This is a genomic window from Methylomonas sp. 2BW1-5-20 (assembly GCF_052474515.1).
Map to the genome: position 1 here is coordinate 1,332,346 of NZ_CP184127.1, position 24,140 is coordinate 1,356,485.

Below are 24,140 nucleotides of genomic sequence, written 5' to 3' on the forward strand. Positions count from 1 at the left end.
AATGGAAACTTTGCATACCCTGTTTTATTTCATTGTTGCCATCGCAGTGCTGGTGGCGTTTCATGAATTCGGCCATTTTTGGGTGGCACGCAAGGTGGGTGTCAAAGTCATTCGTTTTTCCATCGGCTTTGGTAAGCCGCTAGCCACTTGGCGAAAATCCGTTAACGATACCGAATTTGTCATTGCCGCCATTCCTTTGGGCGGTTATGTGAAAATGGTTGACGAGCGTGAAGAAGCGGTCAAGCCCGAAGATTTGCCTTACGCATTTAATCGTCAGCCGTTGCTCGCCCGTACTGCCGTGGTGGCGGCCGGACCGGTATTCAATTTATTATTGGCAGTCGCTCTATTCTGGCTGGTGTTGGTAATTGGTGAACTTGGTGTCAAACCGGTGGTTGGCGGTGTTGAAGCCGGCTCTCTGGCCGAACAGGCTGGTTTTGTCAAAGGCGACGAAATTTTGCGTATTGACGATGCGGCGACGCCTACCTGGATAGAAGCTTTGGATCGGCTTTTGACCTTGGCGATTGACGGCAAAACGGAAATAGCAGTTCTGACCAAAGCTATTGACGATAGTCAGCAAGTTCGTTTACTGCACTTGTCGGAACAAGACACTCAAACTCCGGAAACCCTGCATAAACGCTTAGGTTTGAAACCTTGGGCGCCTAGCATTAAGCCCGTCATCGGCAAACTGATGGACGATGGCGTCGCGAAACAAGCCGGTTTGCAAAGTGGGGATTTAATTCTTACTGCCGACGGCAGTCCGATCGTCGATTGGCAACATTGGGTCGATTATGTGCAGGCAAGGCCCGATGTGGAAATCAAATTACTTTTGGAACGTAATGGCGCCCAACTGCCATTAAACATTACGCCGCGCAAGGAACAACAGAGCGATGGCAAGGCGGTCGGTAAGATCGGTGCCGGGGTCGATGCACCTAAAGAGCTGCTGGAGTCGATGTTGGTCAAACATTCGCTATCGCCTTGGGAGGCCCTGCCGGTGGCGGGACAAAGGGTTTGGTTTTATGCGGTCACGACGTTAAAAATGATGGGGAAAATGCTGGTCGGCTCGGCCTCCGTCGAAAATTTGAGCGGCCCCATCAGTATTGCTCAATATGCCGGCCAGTCGGCAGATATGGGACTGACAGCTTTTTTAAAGTTTTTAGGTTTGGTCAGCGTCAGTTTAGGTGTCTTGAATTTGTTGCCGGTGCCGGTTCTGGACGGCGGTCATTTGCTATTTTTCGCGGTTGAGGCAATCAAAGGCAGTCCTGTGTCCGAAAAAGTACAATTATATTTTCAGCAGGCCGGTATGCTGCTACTAATGCTGCTGATGGGTTTGGCGATGTTTCTCGATATAGGCAGATTATTTCAATAACGCTGAACAAAAGTGCTGCATTATTGTCAACCGCATTCCTTTCAAATCTTCCCTGGTAACACCATGAAAAAAATTAAATATATTGTAGCGTTGGCGGCGGCGACTTTAATTAGTCCGGTTACGTTTGCCGATGAAGCGGCCATTAAAAAAGCTTTAAGCGAATTTATGCCGGGGGGGCAGGTCGATTCCGTTAAATCCTCCGAAGTCCGAGGCTTATATGAAGTGACGATGGGCGGCAATATTTTTTATGCATCCGAAGATGGTAAATATTTGTTACAAGGCCAATTGTTCGATGTGGAAGCGAAGAAAAACGTTACCGAAGCCAAATTGGCTAGTGTGCGTAAAGCCTCGCTGGATAAAATCGGCGAGCAGAAAATGATTATCTTCAAACCCGAAACCAGCAAGCATGTCGTGTCTATATTTACCGACATCGATTGCGGATATTGCCGCAAGCTGCACTCGGAAATCGATCAATACATGGCGCAGGGTATTACCATACGCTACATGTTTTTCCCTAGAGCCGGCAAGGGTTCGGATTCCTACAAGAAGGCCGTATCGGTATGGTGCGCGGCGGATAAGAATAAAGCTTTGACCGCTGCGAAAAAGGGTGAAAACCTGGATGCAAAAACCTGCGAAAATCCGGTGGACGAGCATATGGCCTTGGGCGAAGCGTTCGGTATGAATGGTACGCCGATGATAGTCACCCAAAAAGGCAATATCCTGCCCGGATACGTGCCCGCACCGCAGCTGGCTAAAGTTTTGGCTAACGAATAACGCCTACAAAGCCGCCGGTGCCGTAACCGGCGGCCTATCGAAAGCGTTTTATCTTATTGTCACCTCAACCCGACGATTTCTCGGTTCTGAAACATCATCGGCGGTTTTAATCAGTAAATTCTTCTCGCCGTGAGATGTCACCGAGACTTCCTTTACATCCAGCTTGCTGGGGTCGAACAGTTTGCTGACCTGCAACGCCCGCTCGTCAGCCAGTTTTTCATTTTTCTCCGCGTCGCCTACCGTATCGGTATGACCGATTACAGAAATATCAGCAGCTGGATGTTTGCCGGCGGCTTCGATAATTTTGGGGATTAGTGCCGCCGATTCTGCTGTCAGCTTGGTGCCGCCGGTTTCAAAATATAATAAAAATATTTCGGGTAATACGGGCTCGGAGGCCAGGGCTTTACCAAAGTCCTTATTGATCTGTTGTTGTTCGACCTTGAAGACCGTTTTGGAATTGTCCAGGGCCGCACCGTAACCAGCCTGTTCTACCAGCGTTTCACCGCCTGCGCCGTTGAAAGTGACTTTGCCGGTGGATCCGTCGTGGTCTTCCAGCAACACCAAATAAGACTTGGCACAGCCGGATAAAGTTAGCGCAATCGCGAATGTTAGGGTTTTGGGTAGAGAAATTGTTTTCATGGCGAATACTCGGCTTATTCTTCAATCTTGACTAAAAAGCGTGTGCCTCTTACCGCAATCACACCCGTGGGAGTTTTGACAGTGACGGCCTCGGGTTTGAGTTTTGCGATGACGCCGGATATATAGTGCAGGGTCCCTTTCAATAAGTTGGCGTTTAATTGTAGTTTGTCCTGTTGCGGTTCGAATTGATAGCCTTCTATCTTTAGTTCGGTGTTTGGACCTATCGACAAAATCGTATTGTCTTTCAGCGTTAGACCGGCAGAGCCGTTTTCGTCGGTTTTTATGACATTACCGACGTGTATCGGCGATCCCAAGCTGGCTTTAATCGGGCCAGCACTTTCTGAAATCGTCGTCTGCTCGTTAATGGTTTTGATATAACCGATTACGGCATCGTCGGCTGTTACCGGGTTTGATATGCATAGGGCGGCTAAACCGACGCCCAAATACGGGAGAAGATGTTTCATGATGGCCTCGACAAACGGTGGTTTTTGGGGAGATCAAAATTCGCAATCCAACGCAGAGGATTGAAATTTAGCTGATAAGTATAGACAGGGTTGGGCGGAAAGCGCGGACTTCGGTTTGCGGTGTTAATGGTCTTTGGGTTCGTTGACCGCTAACTCTACCCAAAAAGTGCTGCCTTCCCCTTGAATACTGCTTACCCCAACGCTACCCTGCATAAGTTCGGCCAATTGCTTGGTAATAGCCAGACCGATACCGGTACCTTCGATATCGGTGTGTTCCGCCCCCAAGCGTTGAAAAGATTGAAACAGCAATTGTTGTTCTTGTTCCGCTAAGCCTTCTCCGGTGTCGGTGACCGAGATCCGTATTCTGCCGGTTCCGGCCTCAATGCAGCTCAAGCTAATTGTGCCGTTGGGGCGATTGTATTTGACCGCGTTGGATAGAAAGTTTAATAAAATTTGTTTTGCCCGCTTCGGATCCACTTTCAGCATTATGTCATTAGCAAGTTGATTGTCGATAACTAAATGCAGCCCTTTGTTGTGCACCAATGGCTTAATCAGCGTATGGCAATCGTTCAGCAGATCCGTTAAAGCAATGCGGCCGATATTCAGACTAATTTTACCGGACTCGATTTTTGCCAGATCCAGTAACTCGTTGATAAGGCCCAGCAAGTGCAGGCCTGCTTTGAGTATCTCGTTTACCGAATCGAGATGGGAGTCTGCCAGCGGATGCTCGGGATCGTCCATTTGCATGAGTTGCGCGAAGCCGATGATCGCATTCAGAGGCGTACGCAATTCGTGGCTCATCTGCGATAAGAACTGACTTTTGGCCAAGCTAACTTGTTCGGTACGATTTATCAGTTGCCGCATCACGCTTTGTTCCTCGGACTTTTGCAACAGCATTTTTGCCATAATCATCCGTTCGCCAATATCGTTGATCGTCAGCACCGTGCCCATTAACATGCCTTTACTGCCAAAAATAGGCGAGATAGTCAGATTGGCATTCATCGTGTGATGGTCGAATATTGATAGCTGGCAGCTGTTGAATTTTAGTAGGCCGTGTTTATTAACGCTTTCCTTAATTAGCTCGCCGATTCTATGAGGCTTGCCGTCAAATTCGACCCGAAAAATATCGTCGACATTGCGACTGCTCGTCTTCGGTAATTTACTGCCGACAATATCGAGCGCCGCGGCATTCATATACTCGATATCGCCGTGGTTGTTAGTGGCAATGACGCCGTCCACTATCGCGTTTAATGTAATGTAAGCCCGTTTTCGTTCCGCGAATAACGACTGGATTAATTTTTCGAAATGCCGCCAGCTACGTAGGGGATAGCTGCAAAACAATACCGCTATCGCTGTCGATGGCGCGAACCAATAGTGACTGGTGTGCAGTAAAACCAAACTGAACAGTAACAATGCGATAGAGAGGATCGATACGACAAGTGCTAACCAGCGCGGGGAAAACCTGGTGCTGATCTGAATTGCCAGACCGGCAATTGTTAAGCTAAATAAAAACTGCCAAAGCCCCGGTAGCGGTTGCCAAAGACGTTGTTTGAGAAAGCCGTCCAAACCTGCCGCGACGAAATCCACACCCGTCATCGGCCGGTTGCCTATTGCCAAAGGTGCCGGTAAATCGCGCTCTATCCCGCTGGCCGTTAAGCCAACCAACACGTATTTATCGGCAAAAAAATGTTTGGTAATCGCCCCGCTCAATACATCGGCATAGGAAACCCTGGCAAAATCCGCGTTAGTATCGAAAAACGGTAGCCAAACCCGATAATCGCCAAGTAACTCGCCTTGAGACTCGTTTGTGCGCAAACCCGGCAAATCGGTGAGTATTTCCGGGTGTAACAGAGAATAAATAGCCAAAGGCATCGCCGGCCAGCGCGAGTGGTTCAAGCCAACTTGCAACAAAATGCTTCTGCTGATGCCGTCCTGATCCAGATCGACGTTGGCATGTCCCAACACCGCGTTTTTGGCATACTCCGGTAAGGGAAGCGTCGCCACCGCCGTAGCACCGTTATGCTCGATAACGACGGGGAGTACTACCGGCGTAGCCGATGTCAGCGCGCGGGCCAGTCGCGCGTCCGCCTCCGGGTGCTGCAAATCCGGTTCGGAGAAGATAAAGTCCAGGGCGATAACTTTGGGGTGGGCCGGTTGCAGGGTTTCGAGTAATCGGGCGTGGATATCTCGAGACCAGGGCCAGCGGCCCAGATGCTGTAGACTTTTTTGATCGACTTCGATAATGACAATGTCTTGCGACGCCGGACTCGCCAGTAATTTAAGTTGGGCGTCGTAAATCCAGCGATCAAAGCGCCATAGCGCATCCGTATAGCTTAGGCCGACGGTCAATAGCGCCAATAGCAATACGATAAGGGACTTTTCAAGTTGGCGCTTCGCCATGGCCGTCTATTGATTAATTGGAGTGGGTCCAAAGTATAGTAGTTTGCCTGGTAATTCATTAATAAAGAAATATTTTGAACGGCTGTGGGAAATCGTTGTTCTTTGGGTAACAGGAATAACGGATCAGGTAAGGCGCCTAGGAACCTTTACCCAATATGCAAACCTTTAGCGCTTATTTACCTTTAGCAAAGCCTTTAACCGGTACAGTGTATCCAAGGCTTGCCGGGGACTTATATGGTCGGGGTCGAGTTCCTCCAATAAAACCACTGCGGGATGACATTCCTGACTGGTAAATAAATCGAATTGATTTACTTCGCTATGGTTTTGCTGTTCGATATACGCAGTATTTTCGAGTTGCGTCAGCTTATGCTTGGCGTTGGCAATCACCGATTGCGGCACGCCCGCCAATGCGGCTACCTGCAAACCATAGCTCTGGCTGGCCGGACCATCCTTAACCGCGTGTAAAAATACGATCTTGTCGCCATGCTCCATCGCATCCAGGTGGATGTTGTAGATATTACTTTGTTCTTCGGCAAGCGTGGTCAGTTCGAAATAATGGGTGGCAAAAAGCGTAAACGCCTGGGTTTGACGGGCCAGATAATCCGCACAGGCCCAGGCCAGCGACAGGCCGTCGAAGGTGCTGGTACCGCGGCCGATTTCATCCATCAAAATCAGGCTGTTGGCGGTGGCGTTGTGCAGTATGTTGGCCGTTTCCGACATTTCCACCATGAAGGTGGAGCGGCCGCCGGCTGAGATCGTCGGAAGCACCGATGCGAGTGAAGATCTTGTCTATCGGTCCGCAGCGCAACGATTGTGCCGGCACGTAACAGCCGATATGCGCCAGCAGGACGATTAGAGCGGCTTGGCGCATATAAGTCGATTTACCGCCCATATTCGGGCCGGTAATCACCAGCATGTGCCGATCGCCGGAAAAGTCCAAGTCGTTGGCGACGAAGGGCCGGCTTGAAAGTTGTTCGACTACCGGATGCCGGCCGCCGACGATTTGAATACCGGGTTCCTGCGTCAAAAACGGTTGCGTCAGGTTCAAAGTTTCAGCCCTTTCCGCGAAATTGACCAATACATCCAGTTCAGCCAATGCGGTAGCGCAGCTTTGTAGATCGACTAAAGCATTGCCTAGCGTGATTAATAATTCGTCGTATAAGGCCTTTTCGAAGGCTAACGATTTTTCTCTTGCGCTAAGTACTTTATCTTCGAAACTTTTTAACTCCGGCGTGATGTAACGCTCGGCACCTTTCAATGTTTGTTTGCGGGTGTAATGTAACGGGACTTTATCGGCTTGAGCATTCGATATTTCGATGTAATAGCCATGCACCCGGTTGTAATTGACTTTCAGAGTGGCTATGCCGGTACTTTGCCGTTCGCGCTGTTCCATGTCCAGTAGAAACTGGTCGGCGTTCTGGCTGAGATTGCGTAGTTCGTCGAGTTCCGGATGATAGCCCGGCGCGATGACGCCGCCGTCGCGGATCAGCATCGGCGGATTGTCAATTATCGCTCGTTGCAGCAAATCAACTAACTCCGGATGTTCGCGCAACTGTCCGCGCAAGGTTTCCAAATGCGTATTATTGCTGCCGGTCAGTTGCGATTGGAGCTCCGGCAGTACCGATAGCGTGAGGCGCAGCGTCAGCAGGTCGCGTGGTCGGGCCGATTTCAGCGCGATCCGCGAGCTGATGCGCTCGATATCGCCAATTCGGCGCAAGCTGGTCTGTAATACTTGGTAAAGTTCGTTTTCCAGCAGGCTGGCAATACAGGCATAACGGCCGTTGACCGCAGCTTGGTCGCGTAACGGTCTGTGCAGCCAGCGGCGCAGGCAACGGCTGCCCATGGCGGTCGCGGTTTTATCCAGTACGCCAAGCAGCGTGTATTGCAACTGACCGCTGGGATGGCTATCCAATTCCAGATTGCGGCGGCTGGCCGCGTCCAAGCTGATGCTGTCGTTTGTATGTTCGACGACAATGCCTTGAATATGCGGGAGGGCGCTTTGCTGGGTATCGCGGACATATTGTAGCAGGCACCCGGCGGCACAAATCGCCGCCGGTAAATGCTCGCAGCCGAAACCTTGCAAATCGTGGCTATTGAATTGTTTTAGAATTAATTGTCGGCAACTATCCAAATCGAAATGCCAGGGCGGGCGTTTGCACAGTCCTCGACGTTCCTTGATTGCGCCCGGCAGCGCTTGGTCTTCGCTATACAATAGTTCGGCTGGACTCAGACGTTCGACTTCGCTGAGCAATTGTGTTTCGGTTTCCAGTTGTTGCAGCAGGAATTTGCCGCTACCGATGTCCAGGGATGCCAAACCGAAAAATTTGTCGAATACCGCCAATGCCACTAACAGATTGTCCTTGCGGTCTTCCAATAAGGCCTCGTCGGTGACGGTGCCTGGCGTCACAATACGCACCACCTTGCGCTCCACTGGCCCCTTGGACTTGGCAGGGTCGCCGATTTGCTCGCATATAGCGATAGACTCGCCTTGTTTCAACAGTCGAGCGATATAGTTTTCGGCGGCATGATAAGGAATGCCGGCCATCGGAATGGGTTGGCCGCCGGAATGGCCGCGCGCAGTCAGCGTAATATCGAGTAATTGCGCCGCTTTCTTGGCATCGTCGAAAAACAACTCATAAAAGTCCCCCATACGGTAAAAAAGCAAAATATCCGGATGTTGCGCCTTGATGCGCAGAAATTGCTGCATCATTGGAGTGTGTTGGGTTTTATCGTCTTGCTTGGCGCCTTGTATATTCGGGTTATTCATTTGTAAGCAGTTGATGCATCAATAATATTTTTTGTTGGATATAGCAATATCAAATTTGATTCGGCAAAAGGAGTAGATAGCCGCATCCAAATTTTCGTTTTTGTTGCCAAAACGATCATGTTTGCCGAACTCGTGCCGCTTCCTGCAAATCTGCTATCAGTTGCTGCGGTTCATCTTGATAGCGACGCATCAGATCCGGTGGGGCTGCCGTATGTTTGTCGTAAATTACACTCCAGCGACTAATCTCGAGTAGTACAGGCACCAAATCAAGCGCTTTGTCCGTTAGTTCATAAAACACTTGGCGCTTGTCTGCGGGCTTATGTTTGCGAATAACGAGTCCGTCCGCTTCCATTTTCTTCAGTCGCGAAGCCAGAATGTTAGTTGCGATTCCTTCTTTCGAAGTCATCAGCTCCCGGTAGTGCCGTTTGCCGCTTAGCATCAGATCGCGGAGTACGAGCAAGGTCCATCGGTCTCCGAATACTTCAAGGGCATAATCGATTGGACATCTATGTTCGAGCTTGGATTCGGACATCTGGCTTATTTACTTGCGTTTTGCAATTGAAGCAGGATAATTGGTTGCATAATGCAAGTATATCAATCAAGGCTTATTCCGCAACCAATGTCAATCAGGGGATCGTATATGTCGCCCACATATTCTACTGCCACCAATATGTCTTTGCTTCGGATTTACACAGCCCCTGGTATCATAGTCGGATCAGCGGCAGTGCCAATCGAAGTCCGTAGGCGCAGTAATCAAAACCCGATTCCGCAGCCAACGAAACAATGATTTGTAAAAGCTGATGTTCACTATCACTGGCTTGCAGTGCTTGGAGTTGAATTTCTTGCCAGCCTTTCATGGGTTTACCAACGTTAAACTGTTAGAAAGCTTATCCTAAACGGAAATATGCCGACATTCTGATTTACCAGCAAAGCGGAATGGCGTTATACACTGTCACCATTGACAGTTGTTAGAAGATTGTAAACAGCCTCTAATCTAACAAAGTTGGTAGGCGTTTCAACTGCCCCATATTTTGTTTTAAGCCAAAAGACACCTTTTTGATTGCTAAGCATGCCATGACCCTCGATATTTTCATTGCCGATATCGACGCCGACATTCAGGCTTGTTTTCCGGTGTTCAGCGGGCTGGGCACTGTAAAGCGTTTGGCACCGGCCTCGACTGAAGTTTATCTGTTTACCGAACTTGGCGACTTGCCTTTATACAATCCGGGTTTGGAAAACTCGCCTCCGGCCATCGCGGCGCAATTACACAACGAAGTGGCTTCGGCGGATGCCTTGTTGGTCGCCAGCCCGAAATATGCCCACGGTGCCACCGGCACCATCAAAAACGCGCTGGATTAGCTGGTGGCATTCGAGGGCTTTGCTTACAAACCGGTCGCAGTATTGAACGCCAACTCACGCGCCCATCATGCTGACGCGGCACTTAGAGAAACATTCTCTGGAACAAGATTTGCCCGGCATTCGCGCCGAACCCTTGCTGGCTGTGGTAAAAGCCCTAACCGAACACCGAACCGTCGAGCAGGTTTACGACAACTTGCCGGACTTTACCGCTACAAACCAATGAACCTCGAAACGACCGCTTATTCATGCATTCGCAGCTGACCATTCGCCACGCCGCGCCGACAGATGCCGACGACATCAGCCGGCTGATTCGCAGTGTTGCCGGTTTTTGTACGGTTAACCCAACCGGCGAAGGCGCCGAGTTGTTTTTTTTCGAGCACTTCCGCCCAGGCGATTGGCGGTTACATCTCCAATGCCAATTTCCTTTATCTGCTGGGATTGTTTGACGATAAGCTTGCCGGCGTCGTTGCCATCCGCGATGGGCAGCATGTTTTTCATCTGTTTGTGGCGACCGCTTTCCAATACCAAGGCATCGGCACAGCATTGGCGTTGCGAGCTATCGAATTATCGCTGGCTGCTAGTCCGCTGGAAACCTTCACTGTCAACTCCTCTCTGCCCGCCGTGCCGTTTTATAAGCGGCTAGGCTTTCAGCCGCAAGGGCCTGGCATCGTAGATAATGGCGTGGCGTTTGTCCCGATGCAGTTGACTGTCGCGGAGCGATACATGCTATACCGCAATACTTCGAGCTAAAAGGCAAAACCAAAGTGTGAGACGTTGGCGAGATCAAGCGTTATGATTTATCCGGTGTAAGCGGATGAGCCACCGGAAAACAGCCAGCACCTTACGTCGGCATGCCATGTTACAGTTTGTAGTGATCTTACTCTTCTTTGGAGTCGGCCAAGGCGCTGGGGTTTAGCCATATTTTGCTGAGCTACCCGGTGTTTTGGGATGTTGCCGCTTCGCATTTCAAAACGGGTTCGTTGGCGTCGTCGGTTAGCGCATGGAGTTTACTGTTGCGGTATCTATCGACGATGGGATTTTCGCGAAACAGCGAGCGCAAGTTGCGTCAGCGATATTAATAGATGGCTAATATGCCAGTGGCTGTTTCGACCATCACAGAAAGGGATGCCTTATATGCCGGCGGCAATATAGGCGTCATTCAAGCATTTTACGTTATTCCTGAGTTTCGCAGTTTGGGTGTCGGCGCTCTGTTGATTGATTAGGTTAGATCTTATGGGCAACAGCGGGGTCGGTCTCGCGGCTGTGGACGGTCGGAAAATGAGGCAGTATTTAACGACAGTTGGCTAAGCAAACGGGTACTTTGCATTAGATACCATGGAGGAAGGTTGATGAAATACACTAAATGGTCTGTCGTGATTCTGCTGCTGTTGCCGATTTCTGCGTTGGCTTTTTTCAAACCGGTTCGGGTGCTGATTCTGGAAGCATTCGGCGTCTATTGCAACAAACAAAACCTATGCGTAGACGATTTATCTCGGCTTGCTGCGGCAGAATCTCTATTTAAGGACTCGAAAAGTTATCTTGCCAGACAATGGAGCTTGTCTATCGGCGAGCCGAAGATAATCTTTTGTAAAAAGGCGAAATGTTAGTCTACATTCGGGCTGGCTAACAAGGCTGGCTTCACCTTGGGCAGTTTCGCCATCGCGCCGCGGGGCTGGCAGCCATACTACGTGGCGCACGAACTTATTCACTATTGGCAGGCCGATCAGTTCGGTAGCCTGACGTTATTAATCGGAGAGCAGTGGCTGATCGAAGGCATGGCCTACGCTCTGAGTAACGATTCGCGTGTAGCACTGCGCGAACCATTTGAATCCTATCGTCAGCGGTTCAATGGCTGGTACGGGCTCAATGCCGATATCGTGCTCGAGGAATCGCTGGGTGGGGCACTTTAAAAAAATGGCGTCAATTAGGGCAATATCCACTACTAAAAATTGGCTTGGTACGATAAGTCTTAGTCAGTCATTTAGCCCGGTCTCTCAGGCTCTCAAACTATATCGATACTCACTATCATGATGAAATATAAAGGAATTATTTTCGACTTCAATGGCGTTTTGCTTTGGGATGCACCGCTTCACGTTCAGGCCTGGCAAGCGACGGCGCTACGGCTCAGAGGCTCACCCTTAAGCGACGACGAATTTGCAATCCATGTGCATGGCCGTACCAATAGCCATATATTGAGCTATCTCAGCGGCCGAACTCCTCAAGGGCAAGAGCTGCTTGAGCTGATCCAAATCAAAGAGTCTATGTACCGAGATTTATGCTTAAAAAATCCAGAAATGTTTGTCTTGTCACCCGGCGCCGAAGCACTGCTCGACTTGGTTTTTAGCAAGGATATACCGCGTACCATCGCGACAGCTTCCGAAAAAACCAATCTGGATTTTTTCATCCAGCACCTGCGTTTGGATAAGTGGTTCGATCTGCAACGGATTGTTTACGATGACGGTGTTCTTCCCGGTAAGCCAGCGCCGGATATGTATGCTAAGGCGGCGGGCAATATTGGTTTACTACCGCACGAATGCGTCGTTGTCGAAGATGCCATTTCCGGTTTCCAATCAGCCCATGCCGCCAATATCGGCCATATTGTCGGTCTTGGTCCGCTTGACACGCATAACAAACTTCTCGCCTGCCAGGGCGTCTCGACGGTGATCGATAGTTTTGAGCAATTTCCGCGCGAGTTGTTAGTCAATGCATAACCTGATAACCGTGAACGGTTCAATGCAAATACAGACCAAAAGACCGGAACCCTTCAGCGAACACCCGCATTGCGCCGTTTCGCGATGCCTTGTAGTTTTACTAATCGGAAAACCGCCCGGCGGTAGTACCGATGCTTACGCAATTATCCAAATCAGCATGATCACGGGCCGGGAAACGGCTATCAAGAAACAACTCATCCATCCGCTGTTCAACACTATCTAGGAGCGGATCGGCATTGCTCATCAGGACATCCCTGCATTTATGAACGCCCTGCCTGCAATTGGGGATTCCGGGGCATACACGGCGACGAAGTGAGCTTGAACTACAAAATCAATGTCTAACACTTAAATGGTAAGTATCCATTAATCACTCATGTATATCCCTAAGCATTTCGACGAACCCAGAATTGATGTCATGCAGACATTGATACGCGATTATCCACTGGCGACTCTGGTCACCTTATCTGCCAATGGTCTGAACGCTAATCATATTCCGTTGCATTGGGTAGAGGAGGGCGGTTCGCCTTACGGCAGCTTGCGTGGCCATATCGCCCGCTCGAATCCGCTGTTGGCGGACTTCGATCCGCAAACCGAAGTGCTGGCGGTGTTTCAAGCAGAAAATGCCTATATTTCGCCATCCTGGTATGCGACCAAACCCCAAACCGACAAGGTGGTGCCCACCTGGAATTATGCCGCTGTGCATGCTTACGGCAGGCTACGGGTGATTGATGATCCAGTTTGGATTCGCCGGCAATTGGAGGCTATGACGCAGGCATTCGAAGCCGGTTTCCCCGAGCCATGGTCCGTAGCGGACGCCCCGGCTGATTTTACCGAACGCTTGATCACACAGATTATCGGCATAGAAATCAGCGTGTCGCGGCTGCAAGGCAAGTGGAAAGTCAGCCAAAACCAGCCGCCGGAAAATCAAAGCAGCGTGATCAATGCTTTGCGAGAATCCGCCCAGACGGCCATGGCAAATTTGGTCGCAGATGCAACCAAATCCTGAGTCCAACCATTGAGAGAAGTCGTCATAAACTCATGTTACGTTTGCCAGGCAACACTGTCCGACCTGGAGGCACTCACTCCATTATTCGACAGTTACCTCCGGTTTTACGGTAAACCCAGCGATCCGCATGCGGCGAAATCGTTTGACTAACATGACATTCGTATTTTTGCGGCGTGTGCGCTATTTGCTGTTCGGGTTGGCAATCGCATGCGTTGCAGCGCTGTCGGGATCCGTTTATCAAGCCGAAACAACCGCGGCCGACCTTGCCGCATTCCCACCACCTGGGCGCATGATTTCAGTGAATGGCGTGAATCTCCATCTTGATTGTATGGGCTCAGGTTCACCAACGCTGCTTCTCGAAGCGGGCCTTGGCGAAAATGTGTTGAGCTGGTATCCGGTCAAAGCCAAACTTGCACGGAACATGCGGGTTTGCGCTTATGACCGCCCTGGACTGGGCTGGAGCGATCCTATATATACTGCGATCCAGCCGGAAGACGTGGCTAAAAACCTGTATACGCTACTGAACAATGCGGGCATTTCGCCGCCGTTTGTGTTGGTCGGTCATTCGCGCGGCGGAATCTACGTGCGTGCTTTTTATCACCAGTTTCCAGAACAGACGCAGGGTATCGTTCTTGTCGATTCGACGCATGAGCAAAGCCCGATGCACCAGTATCCCTATGCCGCGTGGGACTACCGCAAACAAGCCATGCAGATTGCAGTGGCCGAGCCGTTATCGCGAATTGGTCTCGTCAGGCTGCTGGGGATTGCCGATGCCGATCGCCGGCCGTCTCCGCTGCCGGCGGAAATCCTGGCCGCGATGACGGCGTTACAGAACCGTACGGATACCGCTCATGCGGTGGTCAATGAAATTGCCGTGATGCGTGAAGGACTCGATCCAGCTACGCCGCCTCCAGGCAATTTAGGCGATCTGCCGTTATTGGTGCTAACCGCCGGCAATTTGGTAACCCTCGATATAGTCGCGCTCGAAGCGGAGAGATCGGGCAAAGATGTCGAAGCTGAAAAGGCGCTTGCCCAAATTCAACAGGCCGAACAGGACGATCTGGCCCGTCTGTCCAGCAATTCACGGCATATCATTGTCAGGAACAGCGGACATTTCATCATGCAGGACCAAGCCGACGAATTTGTCGGCGTCGTCAGCGAATTTGTTTTACGTATTCCTCTTGTCAATTTAGCACGCTGAGTCAGGCGAGATGGTTCGACGCTTGTTACAGTAGCGCTCGATTGAGGAGGGTTAAAAGTGGACAAAAAAATGGCAAGTGCGGCCTATGCGATGCGCATCGATCGGGTTTTCGATTACATAGACAAACATCTTTTCGAGCCGCTGTCGGTCAATGAACTGAGCAAACAGGCAAATTTTTCCAGGTTTCACTTTCAACGGCAGTTCTCCGCTTACACCGGACTGAGTACGACGCGCTACATTCAGTTATTGCGTTTACGTAAGGCGTCTTACCAACTGGTGTTTCAGGAGTTGCTAAGCATTACCGATATTGGCTTGGAAGCCGGTTTCGGCAATGCGGAATCGTTCTCCCGTGCGTTCAAAAAATGTTTCGGACAAACGCCCTCTCAATTTCGAAAGCACCCAGCATGGCAGCCTTGGAATGAGCGCATGCAATTACCCAAACGCATCAGGAGTCACAAGATGAATGTCACCACCGTCGATTTTTCAGAAACCCTAGTCGCAGCTCTGGAGCACCGCGGATCGCCCAGCTTGCTCATGGAAACGGTTAGAAAATTCATAGACTGGCGCAAGCAAAGTGGTTTGTCGCCGGTAGCCAGTAGCCGGACATTTGGCATTGCCTATGACGACCCGGCGGTCACGCCCGCCGAATCATTCAGATTCGATGTTTGCGGCGAGGTCAAGCAACCGGTGCCGGAAAACCCGCAGGGGGTTATTACCAAACAGATTCCGGGAGGACGTTACGCCGTGGTGCGTCATATCGGTTCGACTGACCGCATTAGTGACAGCGTTTATTATCTTTACCGGGACTGGCTGCCGGAAAGCGGTGAGGAATTGCGGGAGTTTCCGCTATTTTTCCATTACATCAAACGGGTGCCTGAAACGCCAGAACATGAACAGGTTACCGATGTTTATCTGCCTTTGGTATAAACGAAAGCGCCCGAATAGTTGAGCTACGATAAAACTTGGCGTTCGCATGATACAAGTGCGTAGGCAAAGGTTGAAGACTAGGGTGCTTGGAGAAATTTGGACGTCCCTTCGCCCTAAAATTGGCAAAACTTCGACGCCGATTGATAACCCGAAACGCTTGAGTGTGCGGATGGCTATTTCTGCGGGACGTAATGTCCGATGAGCTGGCTCAGTATAAAGGTCTTGGTCGATAAGCGTAAAAGGCCTATTGCAAGTCGGAATGCATATAACTGCTTCGTCAGCCCGATTAACCTGTGGGGAAGCCTTGCGGTTTATCTGGCGCTTGGTATGTAACCATGGGAAAAATACAGAGTAGGGCCTATTGGTTCGCCGAATGGCAACGTGTTTTGGCAGCAACCTAATAACGACATATTGAACCGGCCGGAGAGAAGTTGCACTAGTGTTTAACGGTCGTGAAGCCGTAAACCGTCCCCAGCTGTACCTGTTTACACTAGGGATCGTTGATGGCAATTTGTCGATATCTATTTCCAAATTCCCTTAACGCCCTAGACAGTCCGATCAAAAGCTAATTTGAATTTGAAAGCAAGACTCGGAGTGTTCAAGAACTGAGGATTGGGTAAAGTAGCGGCGTGAACGAAATCCGGAGCCGACATGCCGAACCCGACTGAAACTGACGCTTTGCCCACGGAGAACGATCCTCGTTGGCAAGCCGTGCTTGCCCGCGATCCAGCAGCCGACGGTCGCTTTTTCTATTCAGTGAAAACTACCGGTGTCTATTGCCGGCCGTCTTGTCCGGCTCGTACCGCCAAACCGGAAAATGTGCAGTTCCATCTTAGTCGAGACGAAGCTGAAGCGGCTGGATTCCGCCCCTGCCGGCGCTGTAAACCGGATCAACCTGACTTGCGCGAACAGCATGCCGATAAAGTTGCCGAAATCTGCCGCTTGCTGGAAGCCGCGGAAACCGAGCCTAGCCTTACCGAGTTGGCGACTATTGCCGGACTAAGTACCTTTCATTTTCACCGGCTTTTTAAGGCGATCACTGGCTTGACACCTAAAGCCTATGCGGCAGCCCAGCGCAGTAACCGGGTTCGGACTCAACTGGCAAAAAGTCAGTCGGTAACCGCCGCCATTTATGATGCCGGTTATAACTCCAATAGCCGGTTTTATGAAAAATCGCCGCAGCTGTTAGGTATGACGCCATCCGACTATCGTGCCGGTGGCACCAATAGCCGAATTCGTTTTGCCCTGGGTGAATGCTCACTGGGTGCTATTCTGGTGGCGGCCAGCGACATCGGAATTTGCGCCATTGCGTTAGGCGACGATCCGGACCGCTTAGCCCGGGAGTTACAAGACCGTTTCCCTCGGGCTGAACTGATCGGCGGCGATAGTGAGTTCGAACAATGGGTTGCCAAAGTGGTCGGTTTTGTTGAAGCCCCCGCCATTGGCCTGGATTTGCCGCTGGACATGCGAGGTACAGCATTTCAACAACGGGTTTGGCAAGCGTTACTGCAAATCCCAGTGGGCGAGAAAGTGAGTTATGCCGATATTGCCCAACGCATAGGCGCACCGAAGGCGGTGCGCGCGGTGGCCGGCGCCTGTGCCGCCAATACCTTGGCGGTGGCGATTCCCTGCCACAGAGTAGTTCGCTCTGATGGCGGTTTGTCCGGTTATCGTTGGGGCGTGGAGCGCAAAGCCGAGCTGTTGCGATGGGAGCGTCAAACATGAGCACCGGCAATTATGCCACTACCTGCGAACTTCAGGTTGCAGGATATTCTATCGGCTCACGTCCGCGACATCTTGGCTGTTTCAGAATCAGTGGAAGCCAACCGGTTGCATAAACGGCCTATTTGTCTCTGCTGCCGTCACGGCCCTTGCTCTTCGCCGGGCTGAATGCTGTGGCCGGACATTAGGCATTCCTGTAGCCAGTTCCCGTGCAATGGTTTAAACATGTCGTTAATCCACTGTGTTTGTCTTTGCATCCATTCCGAGCGAAATTCATGGTCTTGGCTGAGTCGTTTGAACAATTCCACCGCTGCCTCGGCATCGTTAATCTTGAAAGGCGGCGAGCCTACGGCCAATGCCGCCTTGCTAGCGGGCACTTCCCAGTTAACGCCCAGGACGAAGTTCCTGGCCTGAGCAGCTTCCGCCAATGCGGTCGAGCAAAAGCCAAGTACCAATGCCGGCTGCGACAGCGGTGCCCCTTGGAAAGCTAGCTCAGCATGCGGCGCGTCGCGACATCGGGAAGCCATATTGCCTATTCCATAGGGATGGCCGAGACGAGTTTCTTCCGGATGTAATAGGATGCGGAAAGATTGGTCATCCAGATAGGCATCAAGTTGAATTGCCAGCCGCAGGAAGCCGTGTTCGAGGCTGCATCCGTAAACCGGCGTATGTGTTTGCGAAATCAACAGGATACGCCGTGGTGCCGGGATGAGCTTGGGAAGGCTTCTCGGTGGTTTCGCGCGGTAAGTGCCAATAGCGAGGGTATCGAGAGGGGTGTTGTGGGACAAGTAGGCGTCGCGGCTGGAATTTCCCCAAACCAACTGGACGTCAGCCCGTGTCGGAAAGAATTCGTCCGTTGGCAGGCCGTGCTGGATGCACAGGCTGCGAATCGGCGGTATTTCCCGGGCGCTTTCCACTGCGGCTGCGGAAAACAGATCGAAGTCGTTGTGCAGTAAAATCGCCCTGACCTCGCTGCCGGCGCCGGTCAGGGTGCTGTGCAAGGCGCTCCGCCAGAGTTGGCGGCGGGCCAAGCAACAGCGCACCGTCCAGGGCGACACCTCGGGGATAGTCGCCCGACTTTGTTTAAATAGGGCCAGGATAGCCAGTTGCCATCCCATCCGATCCGGGGCGGCGGGTAGCGAACCGGGAATTGTGCCTTGCAATTTCGGGTGTATCAAAACCGAAACGGCTTGGCCCGTTGCCTGCAAGCTGGGTAGTAGCGGGGATATACTGCCCCAGCCGTTGGCACCCGCCAGACTGACCGCGCATACCGTGGCGGAGAGGGATTCGGAGTGGCGCGGCAGGCGCGCGCAAAGCCACGCATCGCGCAACAGCGCCGCCGTTGCGTGGGCAATTTGCAGCCAACCGCGCTTGCGGCGGGAAATGAAATAAATCTCATGGCGGGCCAGTGCGGCGTCGTCACCCCAGGCCCGACGCAGGCTTTGTTCGAAGCGGCTGAAGTCCATCAAGCGTCCCAAAGTTTTTTCAGGCGGCGATATTCGAGCCAGCGCTGAAATGCACCGGTGTTCGCCGGCCCCACGACTTTCGCCATGCTGAGTTTGGCGCGTGCTTTCAAGGTATCGGCCGGTGTCCAACGCACGGCGCCGACGTGCCGGTCGATGGCGGCGATTTCTTGCGGACTCGCTGGCGGGATAGGATGCGGTACCGCGCCGGTCGGCGGCAACCGGGCAACGGCCAGCAAGCTGCCGGCAAAGGCTGCCTCCAAGGGGTGCGCGCCGCAATCGAGGATTTCGAGGCCGGCACTCTGCAACGTTCGCCGCAGGGTATGGGCGGTGAAATAGCTTAAATGGGCCGAATGCACGAATTTGCGCGTATGCCAGCCGCTAGCGGCGTCCGGCACCTCGACGATCAGATGGCCGCCGGGTTTGAGTGTGTTAACGGCCCAATGAGCGAAAGCGGCGGGCCGGGGTAAATGTTCCAATACATGGAAAGCGGCCACGACATCGAAATAACCGGCCGAGGGAAATGCCTGGAAATGGGGTATCCATTGCACATCCACTCCCTCGCAGCGGATGCCGCGATGGGCGGTATCGTACTCTGAAGCGTATAGGGTGACATCGGGGCGGGTTTGAGACACTGTATGCAGAAAACTGCCGAAACCGCAGCCGACTTCAAATAGCCGTCCCGTTAGCGGCAGCAGCGGCGCTACGATGCGCAAACGTTGCTCGGCGATACGGTTCTCGAAACGCTGTTTGAAAAACAATTCCGGGTCTTTGCCGATGATCTCGGTTAGAAACAGTTTACGGTAATGATGGGCATAAAAATCTTCCAACGAGGCGGGCGTGAAATCCGGGGCCAGGTAGAGAAAGGCGCAATGTCCGCAGCGGCGTAAGGATTGGCCGGCTCCCAGGTATGTTTCAGGCCAGAACTCCCGTTGCCGGGTGGTGGCGTTGCACAGGCGGCAACCGCCGATGTCGGGGACGAATTCAAGCTGCATGGTCCGCTGTTACGTATTGTTCGCCATAGGCCGTGGCCAGCCAAAGCGCGAGGGATACGGCCCACCATAAGGTGGTATGGCTAGCGGGGCGCGTCAGTTCGCGGCGCAGATCCGGCAGCGAAAGCAAGTCACCCGTCCAGGCGGGTAGTCTGTCCCATAGCGCGTCAAAGCGGATATGGTTTACCTGAAATTGTTCGGCATTGCCGAAGCCGTGAGTTTTGCGGCGCCATATTACCTCGTCGGGCAGTTCGCCCGAAAACGCCCTCCGCAGTGCGGCCTTGCCCTGCCGATCTCCCATGCGCTCGATCGCCGGTACTGCCAGCGCGGCGGAAACCACGCGCCAGTCCAAATAAGGTGAACGCAGCTCGATGCCGAAGCGCATACTGTTGCGATCAGCCAAGCGCAGGATCGTTGGTAGGTTGGTGGCGGTTACGTCGCGGCGCAGACGCTGTTCCAGGCTGACGTGTCGGTCCTTATAAATGGCGGCGAACTCGGGAGCCATTTCATTCCACAAGCCAGCGCTCATGGTGCGTGCGCTTGGACGTGTGTGGCGCAGAAGATCTCGCACGGCCCGGGCGGGTAAATCCCAGAGTAACCGGTTGGCGACCTGCCGCGGTTTGGCCGAGCCGTTACGCAGCATACGCAACGCGGGCCGTATCTCGCCGCCGAGCAGGCGCTCGCGTGTCAGTTGGCTCATGTAGCGGGAGGTGTAGCCGCCGAAAAGCTCGTCCGCGCCTTCGCCGCTCAATACTACTTTGAAACCGTCGTCGCGGATCGCGCGGAATAGGCGATGACCGGCGAGGATTGATGGTGTGGCTACGGGTTCGTCGTGGGTGTGTGCCAGCTCCATCAATTCGGCCTCGCTGAGCTGCGCATCGGCGAGATGGATAAAATGGGGGGTGCCCGGCATGTATTCGGCGATAAAGGCCTTTGCTTGTAGCGTTTCATCGTGTTCGGCCATCTGACCGTCCCGATAGCCGTAGGTATAGGCGCCGGCATGACAGGCGCGGGTTTCCGTCCGGCTGGCCCGGGCGGCCATCGCGGTAATGATGCTGCTGTCCAGGCCACCCGACAGTAGCGTAACGCTGGATGTGTCCGAGCGTAGCCGCAAGCGCACGGCATCGGCGATCAGGTCGCGCAGTTCCACCGGGTCTAGGTGCTTATCCGGGTCGCATTCCGGCCATTGGTGATAGCGCCGCCAGTGCAGATCGCCGTTGCGGTCCAGACGCATGATCCAGCCGGGCGGCACGGCGGAGATGCCGGTGTAGAAAGTGCGGCAACTGTGGTCGGACACGCCGGTCATCAGGAAATCGAACACAGCTTTGCGCTCTGGCGGTGGGTAAGCGCCCATCACCTCGGCAATCGCGCGAATTTCGCTGGCCAAAATGGTCAATTGCCCGTCGCCCTTATTATCTCTGGCGTAGTACAAGGGCTTAACCCCCAAGCGGTCCCGGCAGCAGATCAGGCTGCCGCTGGTACGCTCCAACAGGACGAGCGCCCACATGCCGTTGAAACGTTCGAAGGCGGCTTCACCCCAGACGCACCAAGCATGCAAAACAACCTCCGTGTCCGTATCGGTGCGGAAAACGCAGCCTTGCGTTTCCAATTCCTGCCGCAATTCGATGAAGTTATAGATTTCGCCGTTGAAAATCAGGATATTGCCGGTGACGGGGCAGGTCATGGGCTGGCGTCCGGCCGGGCTCGGGTCGAGGATGGACAGACGCCGGTGGCCAAGGAAGGTAGGCGGGCAGGACGAATTATCGCCCGCGAGGGTGCAGTCCGCATCGTCCGGTCCCCTGTGCGCCAAAGTATCGAGGGCCGCGCGACCGAGCCGGGACAGATCGGGAGTTGCGGTATGGGCGCGCAGGGCGATTAGTCCGCACATCGGTTGTTTGTCTGCGGCTTGCCGCTTTTGGATTGCACAGCTGCGCCTATCGCGCCGAATACCCGGCGGAATGATGCGGCATCCCGGCTCATGACGGTCGCCAGTACGATTAGGCTGGCCGCCGCCGGCACCGGCCAGGGCAGTAGATGTGCTTGAGAAATTGAACTCATGGCAACGGTCAGACCGAACAAGGGCAATGTCACGGGAACGGCCATGCCGGCAAGCCGTGCTGAGATCGATAAGCTCAACGTTGCCCCGGTAACCCGGGCCCACAGCACGGCATCCGCGGATTCCTGCCAGGCGCCGGCAAGTTGCGCCAATATGCTGAGTGCGACCCCGAAAATAATGGCCCGCGCCAATTTTTTTTCCTGCCGGCGGCCAATCAGCACTGCGGCCATGCAGCCACCCAAAGCGGATAGCGTCCAATCCAGCAAAACCGGTAAGCCGAGTTGTACCCATGCGGCCGGCACTTCCCCGCAGCCGTTGTCGCAGCTTAACGCGACGGCAAGGACTAGCAAGGCCATGGGAGCGAGTACCAGGGGAGCCGTCGCGCGCACTGGAGATACCGCATCTTGACCATTGGCTTCGTGCGCTACCAGTAAGCGGTTGAACTGGCTAAGAATACCGGCTGCGCCGCCGAGCATTTGTCCCAGCAATAGATAAGTCGGCAGAAAGCTTATAGCTGTACCTTCTATCAGGAAGGCCGTAAGCCGGTCGTTGGCCAAGCCGAGAAAACCCAGCAAGGAGAGCGTTAGCGAAGCTTTTAACATGCCCCAACTGCCGAGGCTGAGACTGGGGATCAGCAGTGTACTCAAGCGGGCGCCGTTTTCCGTTTTCCGGCTCAAACGGTGCATTACCGCAAGATTGGATGCCGCCTGGATTAGATAACCCATGCTGACGCAGCTGCCGGCCAATAATACCGGGGACAAGGGTTGTTCTTGCAGCAGCCAAGTGAGACTGAAGCAAGCGGCGGCTGCCGGCCAGGCGATTTGCTGCATGACAAAACCGGTGTTATGACGCCCGGCAGCCAGCAATGGCGCGGAAAAGTTGAGCAACGCCAGTAGTGCGGCCGGCGCGGCGGCGGCCAGGTAAAGCAATCCTGCGTCCGTATTGCCGTAACGTATTGCCCAGAATACCGCCAGCGCGGAAAAACTCAGCAGGGTTGCCAGCAGACGGTGGCCGAGCGCCGAGCGCCAGGCCTTGCGCCAATGCGCGGTGTTCGGTTTTTCTCGCAGGAAATACAGGCTATAGCCGAGGTCGCCGACGAACAATAGGGCGGTAAGACTGATGTGGGCAAGGCCGACATGGCCATAGGTTTGCGAACCCAATGCGCGGAGCAGCAACAGTTGGAACAGGAGATTGCAGATCTGGCCGGTAATATAGATCATGGCGCCCACTAGGGCGGGGCCGCCAAGACCGCCATGGGGCGGTTTGGGCGGAATATTGCCGGGAACGAGGCTGTCGGCGGCAAGCATTCCGGTATCCTTCATGGACGTAGCAAGCGCGCAGCGCAACGCGGTAAACCATTGCGCCATGGGGCCTTCGCCACACCGCGTACTTTTCGGCAAATTTCCCGGTTATCCTCGGCGGGCAGCGCCGCGAATTTTATATCCGTCAGGTCTAGACGCCGGGCGAACACCCGCAGATTTCCAGGGTAAATACCATCGTCAATATCGGCATCGAACGCAAGAACGCCGAAGCCATGGCGCTGTAAGAGCTGCGCTAGAGAGCCGATAGAAAAATAGTGGCGATGTCCAAAATGGAAATTGATTAGGCCGAGCCGCTCCCAGCCATGCGCAATATCCGGCACTTCGATGACGAGCCAGCCGTTTTCGATGCGGCCGCCAATCCACCTCAGCAATTCGCCCGGATCGGGCAGGTGTTCCAGCACATGGAACAGCGCGTATACGTTGGCTTGAGGTAGCTTGCCGTCATATCTTTGGTAATCGGTGTCGATAATTTTGCCTGCTAGCCCGGATTGGCCGGCCGCGTAATCGGCGGAGAGTTTGCAGGGTTCGAAGCCGAGAACATTATCGATGCCGCTTTGCCGGCATTCGCGAATGAAAAATCCTAAACCGCTGCCGATTTCGACCACACCCGTTATCGTGCCGACACGCTCGCGGATGCGCGCCAGGCGATAGCAGGCTTTGAGCTTGTCGCGATTGTCGTGGATATAGGCCGGAGAAATGCCCTCGATATCTTCGTAGAACCTTCTGTATTCATCGCGATAAAAGGAATCAAGCGCTGCGCGGTTGAGGTTGCGGCCGGTGTAGATCAGCCCGCAACCCGCGCATACTTTTACATTCACCCGCAACAAATACCGGTCGCGTGCCAGCAGCACTTCGCCTTGGGTATCGCCGCATGCGGCGCACGACAGTTCCTGCCACGGATAACGGCGTATGGACAGCGATGCGCGAATTCGTTCAAACACTGGGAAGCTTGAGCTGCAAGGTAAGGAGTA

The 24,140-nt window shown here is 53.2% G+C and carries 24 protein-coding genes and 1 pseudogene; 13 read left to right on the forward strand and 12 right to left on the reverse strand.

The window, feature by feature from the left end:
• Position 1 precedes the first annotated feature (1 nt).
• The gene (rseP, locus tag ACH50O_RS06050; protein WP_446811126.1) at positions 2-1,366 is read left to right on the forward strand and encodes an RIP metalloprotease RseP; all 1,365 of its coding nucleotides are present in this window, start codon (positions 2-4) and stop codon (positions 1,364-1,366) included.
• Between the two features lie 63 nt (positions 1,367-1,429).
• Positions 1,430-2,140 (forward strand): DsbC family protein, encoded by a 711-nt coding sequence (locus ACH50O_RS06055; protein WP_446811127.1) that lies wholly within the window; start codon positions 1,430-1,432, stop codon positions 2,138-2,140.
• 48 nt (positions 2,141-2,188) lie between these two features.
• Here the strand turns inward: ACH50O_RS06055 and ACH50O_RS06060 are convergent, their stop codons facing one another.
• The 6 genes and pseudogenes from ACH50O_RS06060 to ACH50O_RS06085 form a co-directional block, all read right to left on the reverse strand.
• A complete protein-coding gene (locus ACH50O_RS06060) occupies positions 2,189-2,779 on the reverse strand; it encodes an OmpA family protein (protein WP_446811128.1) in 591 nt (196 codons plus the stop codon).
• A gap of 14 nt (positions 2,780-2,793) precedes the next feature.
• Entirely contained in the window at positions 2,794-3,243 is a 450-nt protein-coding gene (locus ACH50O_RS06065; RefSeq protein WP_446811129.1) for a FecR family protein, read from the reverse strand.
• A 123-nt stretch (positions 3,244-3,366) separates the two neighbouring features.
• Complete coding sequence (locus ACH50O_RS06070) at positions 3,367-5,643, reverse strand: CHASE2 domain-containing protein (protein WP_446811130.1); 2,277 nt, start codon at positions 5,641-5,643, stop codon at positions 3,367-3,369.
• A gap of 165 nt (positions 5,644-5,808) precedes the next feature.
• Positions 5,809-8,353: pseudogene (gene mutS / locus ACH50O_RS06075) on the reverse strand (DNA mismatch repair protein MutS).
• 172 nt (positions 8,354-8,525) lie between these two features.
• Positions 8,526-8,942, reverse strand: coding sequence for a winged helix-turn-helix transcriptional regulator (locus ACH50O_RS06080; protein ID WP_446811131.1), 417 nt, complete (start codon positions 8,940-8,942; stop codon positions 8,526-8,528).
• Positions 8,943-9,114: 172 nt separating this feature from the next.
• The gene (locus tag ACH50O_RS06085; RefSeq protein WP_446811132.1) at positions 9,115-9,267 is read right to left on the reverse strand and encodes a hypothetical protein; all 153 of its coding nucleotides are present in this window, start codon (positions 9,265-9,267) and stop codon (positions 9,115-9,117) included.
• Between the two features lie 217 nt (positions 9,268-9,484).
• On the opposite strand from ACH50O_RS06085, the gene ACH50O_RS06090 reads away from it, so the two are divergent.
• The 7 genes from ACH50O_RS06090 (at position 9,485) to ACH50O_RS06120 (ending at position 12,480) form a co-directional block, all read left to right on the forward strand.
• Positions 9,485-9,769, forward strand: coding sequence for an NADPH-dependent FMN reductase (locus ACH50O_RS06090; RefSeq protein ID WP_446811133.1), 285 nt, complete (start codon positions 9,485-9,487; stop codon positions 9,767-9,769).
• Positions 9,770-9,836: 67 nt separating this feature from the next.
• The gene (locus tag ACH50O_RS06095) at positions 9,837-9,992 is read left to right on the forward strand and encodes a hypothetical protein (RefSeq protein ID WP_446811134.1); all 156 of its coding nucleotides are present in this window, start codon (positions 9,837-9,839) and stop codon (positions 9,990-9,992) included.
• A gap of 92 nt (positions 9,993-10,084) precedes the next feature.
• Complete coding sequence (locus ACH50O_RS06100) at positions 10,085-10,519, forward strand: GNAT family N-acetyltransferase (RefSeq protein ID WP_446811135.1); 435 nt, start codon at positions 10,085-10,087, stop codon at positions 10,517-10,519.
• Between the two features lie 332 nt (positions 10,520-10,851).
• Positions 10,852-10,992: a hypothetical protein gene (locus tag ACH50O_RS06105; protein ID WP_446811136.1), complete on the forward strand. Its 141-nt coding sequence runs from the start codon at positions 10,852-10,854 to the stop codon at positions 10,990-10,992.
• A gap of 126 nt (positions 10,993-11,118) precedes the next feature.
• Entirely contained in the window at positions 11,119-11,376 is a 258-nt protein-coding gene (locus tag ACH50O_RS06110) for a hypothetical protein (RefSeq protein WP_446811137.1), read from the forward strand.
• Positions 11,377-11,412: 36 nt separating this feature from the next.
• Complete coding sequence (locus ACH50O_RS06115; RefSeq protein WP_446811138.1) at positions 11,413-11,679, forward strand: hypothetical protein; 267 nt, start codon at positions 11,413-11,415, stop codon at positions 11,677-11,679.
• A 117-nt stretch (positions 11,680-11,796) separates the two neighbouring features.
• Positions 11,797-12,480: an HAD family hydrolase gene (locus ACH50O_RS06120; protein ID WP_446811139.1), complete on the forward strand. Its 684-nt coding sequence runs from the start codon at positions 11,797-11,799 to the stop codon at positions 12,478-12,480.
• Positions 12,481-12,580: 100 nt separating this feature from the next.
• Here ACH50O_RS06120 and ACH50O_RS06125 read toward each other — a convergent pair whose 3' ends face one another.
• Positions 12,581-12,724, reverse strand: a complete 144-nt coding sequence (locus ACH50O_RS06125; protein ID WP_446811140.1) for a hypothetical protein — start codon at positions 12,722-12,724, stop codon at positions 12,581-12,583.
• Positions 12,725-12,895: 171 nt separating this feature from the next.
• Between ACH50O_RS06125 and ACH50O_RS06130 the strand changes: the two genes are divergently transcribed.
• From ACH50O_RS06130 to ada, 4 genes are all read left to right on the forward strand, one after another.
• On the forward strand, positions 12,896-13,486 hold the full coding sequence (locus ACH50O_RS06130; RefSeq protein WP_446811141.1) for an FMN-binding negative transcriptional regulator: 591 nt from the start codon (positions 12,896-12,898) through the stop codon (positions 13,484-13,486).
• A gap of 151 nt (positions 13,487-13,637) precedes the next feature.
• Complete coding sequence (locus tag ACH50O_RS06135; protein WP_446812120.1) at positions 13,638-14,687, forward strand: alpha/beta fold hydrolase; 1,050 nt, start codon at positions 13,638-13,640, stop codon at positions 14,685-14,687.
• A 57-nt stretch (positions 14,688-14,744) separates the two neighbouring features.
• Complete coding sequence (locus ACH50O_RS06140; protein WP_446811142.1) at positions 14,745-15,614, forward strand: AraC family transcriptional regulator; 870 nt, start codon at positions 14,745-14,747, stop codon at positions 15,612-15,614.
• A gap of 651 nt (positions 15,615-16,265) precedes the next feature.
• Entirely contained in the window at positions 16,266-17,339 is a 1,074-nt protein-coding gene (gene ada / locus ACH50O_RS06145) for a bifunctional DNA-binding transcriptional regulator/O6-methylguanine-DNA methyltransferase Ada (protein WP_446811143.1), read from the forward strand.
• A gap of 137 nt (positions 17,340-17,476) precedes the next feature.
• Here ada and ACH50O_RS06150 read toward each other — a convergent pair whose 3' ends face one another.
• The 5 genes from ACH50O_RS06150 to ACH50O_RS06170 are packed head-to-tail and all read right to left on the reverse strand — an operon-like array spanning position 17,477 to position 24,020.
• Entirely contained in the window at positions 17,477-18,802 is a 1,326-nt protein-coding gene (locus ACH50O_RS06150) for a hypothetical protein (protein WP_446811144.1), read from the reverse strand.
• Positions 18,802-19,794 (reverse strand): class I SAM-dependent methyltransferase, encoded by a 993-nt coding sequence (locus tag ACH50O_RS06155; protein ID WP_446811145.1) that lies wholly within the window; start codon positions 19,792-19,794, stop codon positions 18,802-18,804. The genes ACH50O_RS06150 and ACH50O_RS06155 overlap by 1 nt, the downstream gene beginning before the upstream one ends.
• Positions 19,784-21,679 (reverse strand): asparagine synthase (glutamine-hydrolyzing), encoded by a 1,896-nt coding sequence (asnB, locus tag ACH50O_RS06160; RefSeq protein ID WP_446811146.1) that lies wholly within the window; start codon positions 21,677-21,679, stop codon positions 19,784-19,786. The genes ACH50O_RS06155 and asnB overlap by 11 nt, the downstream gene beginning before the upstream one ends.
• Entirely contained in the window at positions 21,667-23,214 is a 1,548-nt protein-coding gene (locus tag ACH50O_RS06165) for a hypothetical protein (protein WP_446811147.1), read from the reverse strand. Before ACH50O_RS06165 ends, asnB begins: the two co-directional genes overlap by 13 nt.
• Entirely contained in the window at positions 23,166-24,020 is an 855-nt protein-coding gene (locus tag ACH50O_RS06170) for a class I SAM-dependent methyltransferase (protein WP_446811148.1), read from the reverse strand. The genes ACH50O_RS06165 and ACH50O_RS06170 overlap by 49 nt, the downstream gene beginning before the upstream one ends.
• Positions 24,021-24,140 lie beyond the last annotated feature (120 nt).

Bases quoted from the DNA above. Each gene is read 5' to 3' on its own strand.
- ACH50O_RS06155 (WP_446811145.1), bottom strand. From the start codon at position 19,794: ATGCAGCTTGAATTCGTCCCCGACATCGGCGGTTGCCGCCTGTGCAAC.
- ACH50O_RS06110 (WP_446811137.1), top strand. From the start codon at position 11,119: ATGAAATACACTAAATGGTCTGTCGTGATTCTGCTGCTGTTGCCGATT.
- asnB (WP_446811146.1), bottom strand. From the start codon at position 21,679: ATGTGCGGACTAATCGCCCTGCGCGCCCATACCGCAACTCCCGATCTG.
- ada (WP_446811143.1), top strand. From the start codon at position 16,266: ATGCCGAACCCGACTGAAACTGACGCTTTGCCCACGGAGAACGATCCT.
- ACH50O_RS06090 (WP_446811133.1), top strand. From the start codon at position 9,485: ATGACCCTCGATATTTTCATTGCCGATATCGACGCCGACATTCAGGCT.
- ACH50O_RS06095 (WP_446811134.1), top strand. From the start codon at position 9,837: ATGCTGACGCGGCACTTAGAGAAACATTCTCTGGAACAAGATTTGCCC.
- ACH50O_RS06105 (WP_446811136.1), top strand. From the start codon at position 10,852: ATGGCTAATATGCCAGTGGCTGTTTCGACCATCACAGAAAGGGATGCC.
- ACH50O_RS06085 (WP_446811132.1), bottom strand. From the start codon at position 9,267: ATGAAAGGCTGGCAAGAAATTCAACTCCAAGCACTGCAAGCCAGTGAT.
- rseP (WP_446811126.1), top strand. From the start codon at position 2: ATGGAAACTTTGCATACCCTGTTTTATTTCATTGTTGCCATCGCAGTG.
- ACH50O_RS06065 (WP_446811129.1), bottom strand. From the start codon at position 3,243: ATGAAACATCTTCTCCCGTATTTGGGCGTCGGTTTAGCCGCCCTATGC.
- ACH50O_RS06055 (WP_446811127.1), top strand. From the start codon at position 1,430: ATGAAAAAAATTAAATATATTGTAGCGTTGGCGGCGGCGACTTTAATT.
- ACH50O_RS06125 (WP_446811140.1), bottom strand. From the start codon at position 12,724: ATGAGCAATGCCGATCCGCTCCTAGATAGTGTTGAACAGCGGATGGAT.
- ACH50O_RS06130 (WP_446811141.1), top strand. From the start codon at position 12,896: ATGCAGACATTGATACGCGATTATCCACTGGCGACTCTGGTCACCTTA.
- ACH50O_RS06060 (WP_446811128.1), bottom strand. From the start codon at position 2,779: ATGAAAACAATTTCTCTACCCAAAACCCTAACATTCGCGATTGCGCTA.
- ACH50O_RS06070 (WP_446811130.1), bottom strand. From the start codon at position 5,643: ATGGCGAAGCGCCAACTTGAAAAGTCCCTTATCGTATTGCTATTGGCG.
- ACH50O_RS06120 (WP_446811139.1), top strand. From the start codon at position 11,797: ATGATGAAATATAAAGGAATTATTTTCGACTTCAATGGCGTTTTGCTT.
- ACH50O_RS06135 (WP_446812120.1), top strand. From the start codon at position 13,638: ATGACATTCGTATTTTTGCGGCGTGTGCGCTATTTGCTGTTCGGGTTG.
- ACH50O_RS06080 (WP_446811131.1), bottom strand. From the start codon at position 8,942: ATGTCCGAATCCAAGCTCGAACATAGATGTCCAATCGATTATGCCCTT.
- ACH50O_RS06150 (WP_446811144.1), bottom strand. From the start codon at position 18,802: ATGGACTTCAGCCGCTTCGAACAAAGCCTGCGTCGGGCCTGGGGTGAC.
- ACH50O_RS06165 (WP_446811147.1), bottom strand. From the start codon at position 23,214: ATGGCGCAATGGTTTACCGCGTTGCGCTGCGCGCTTGCTACGTCCATG.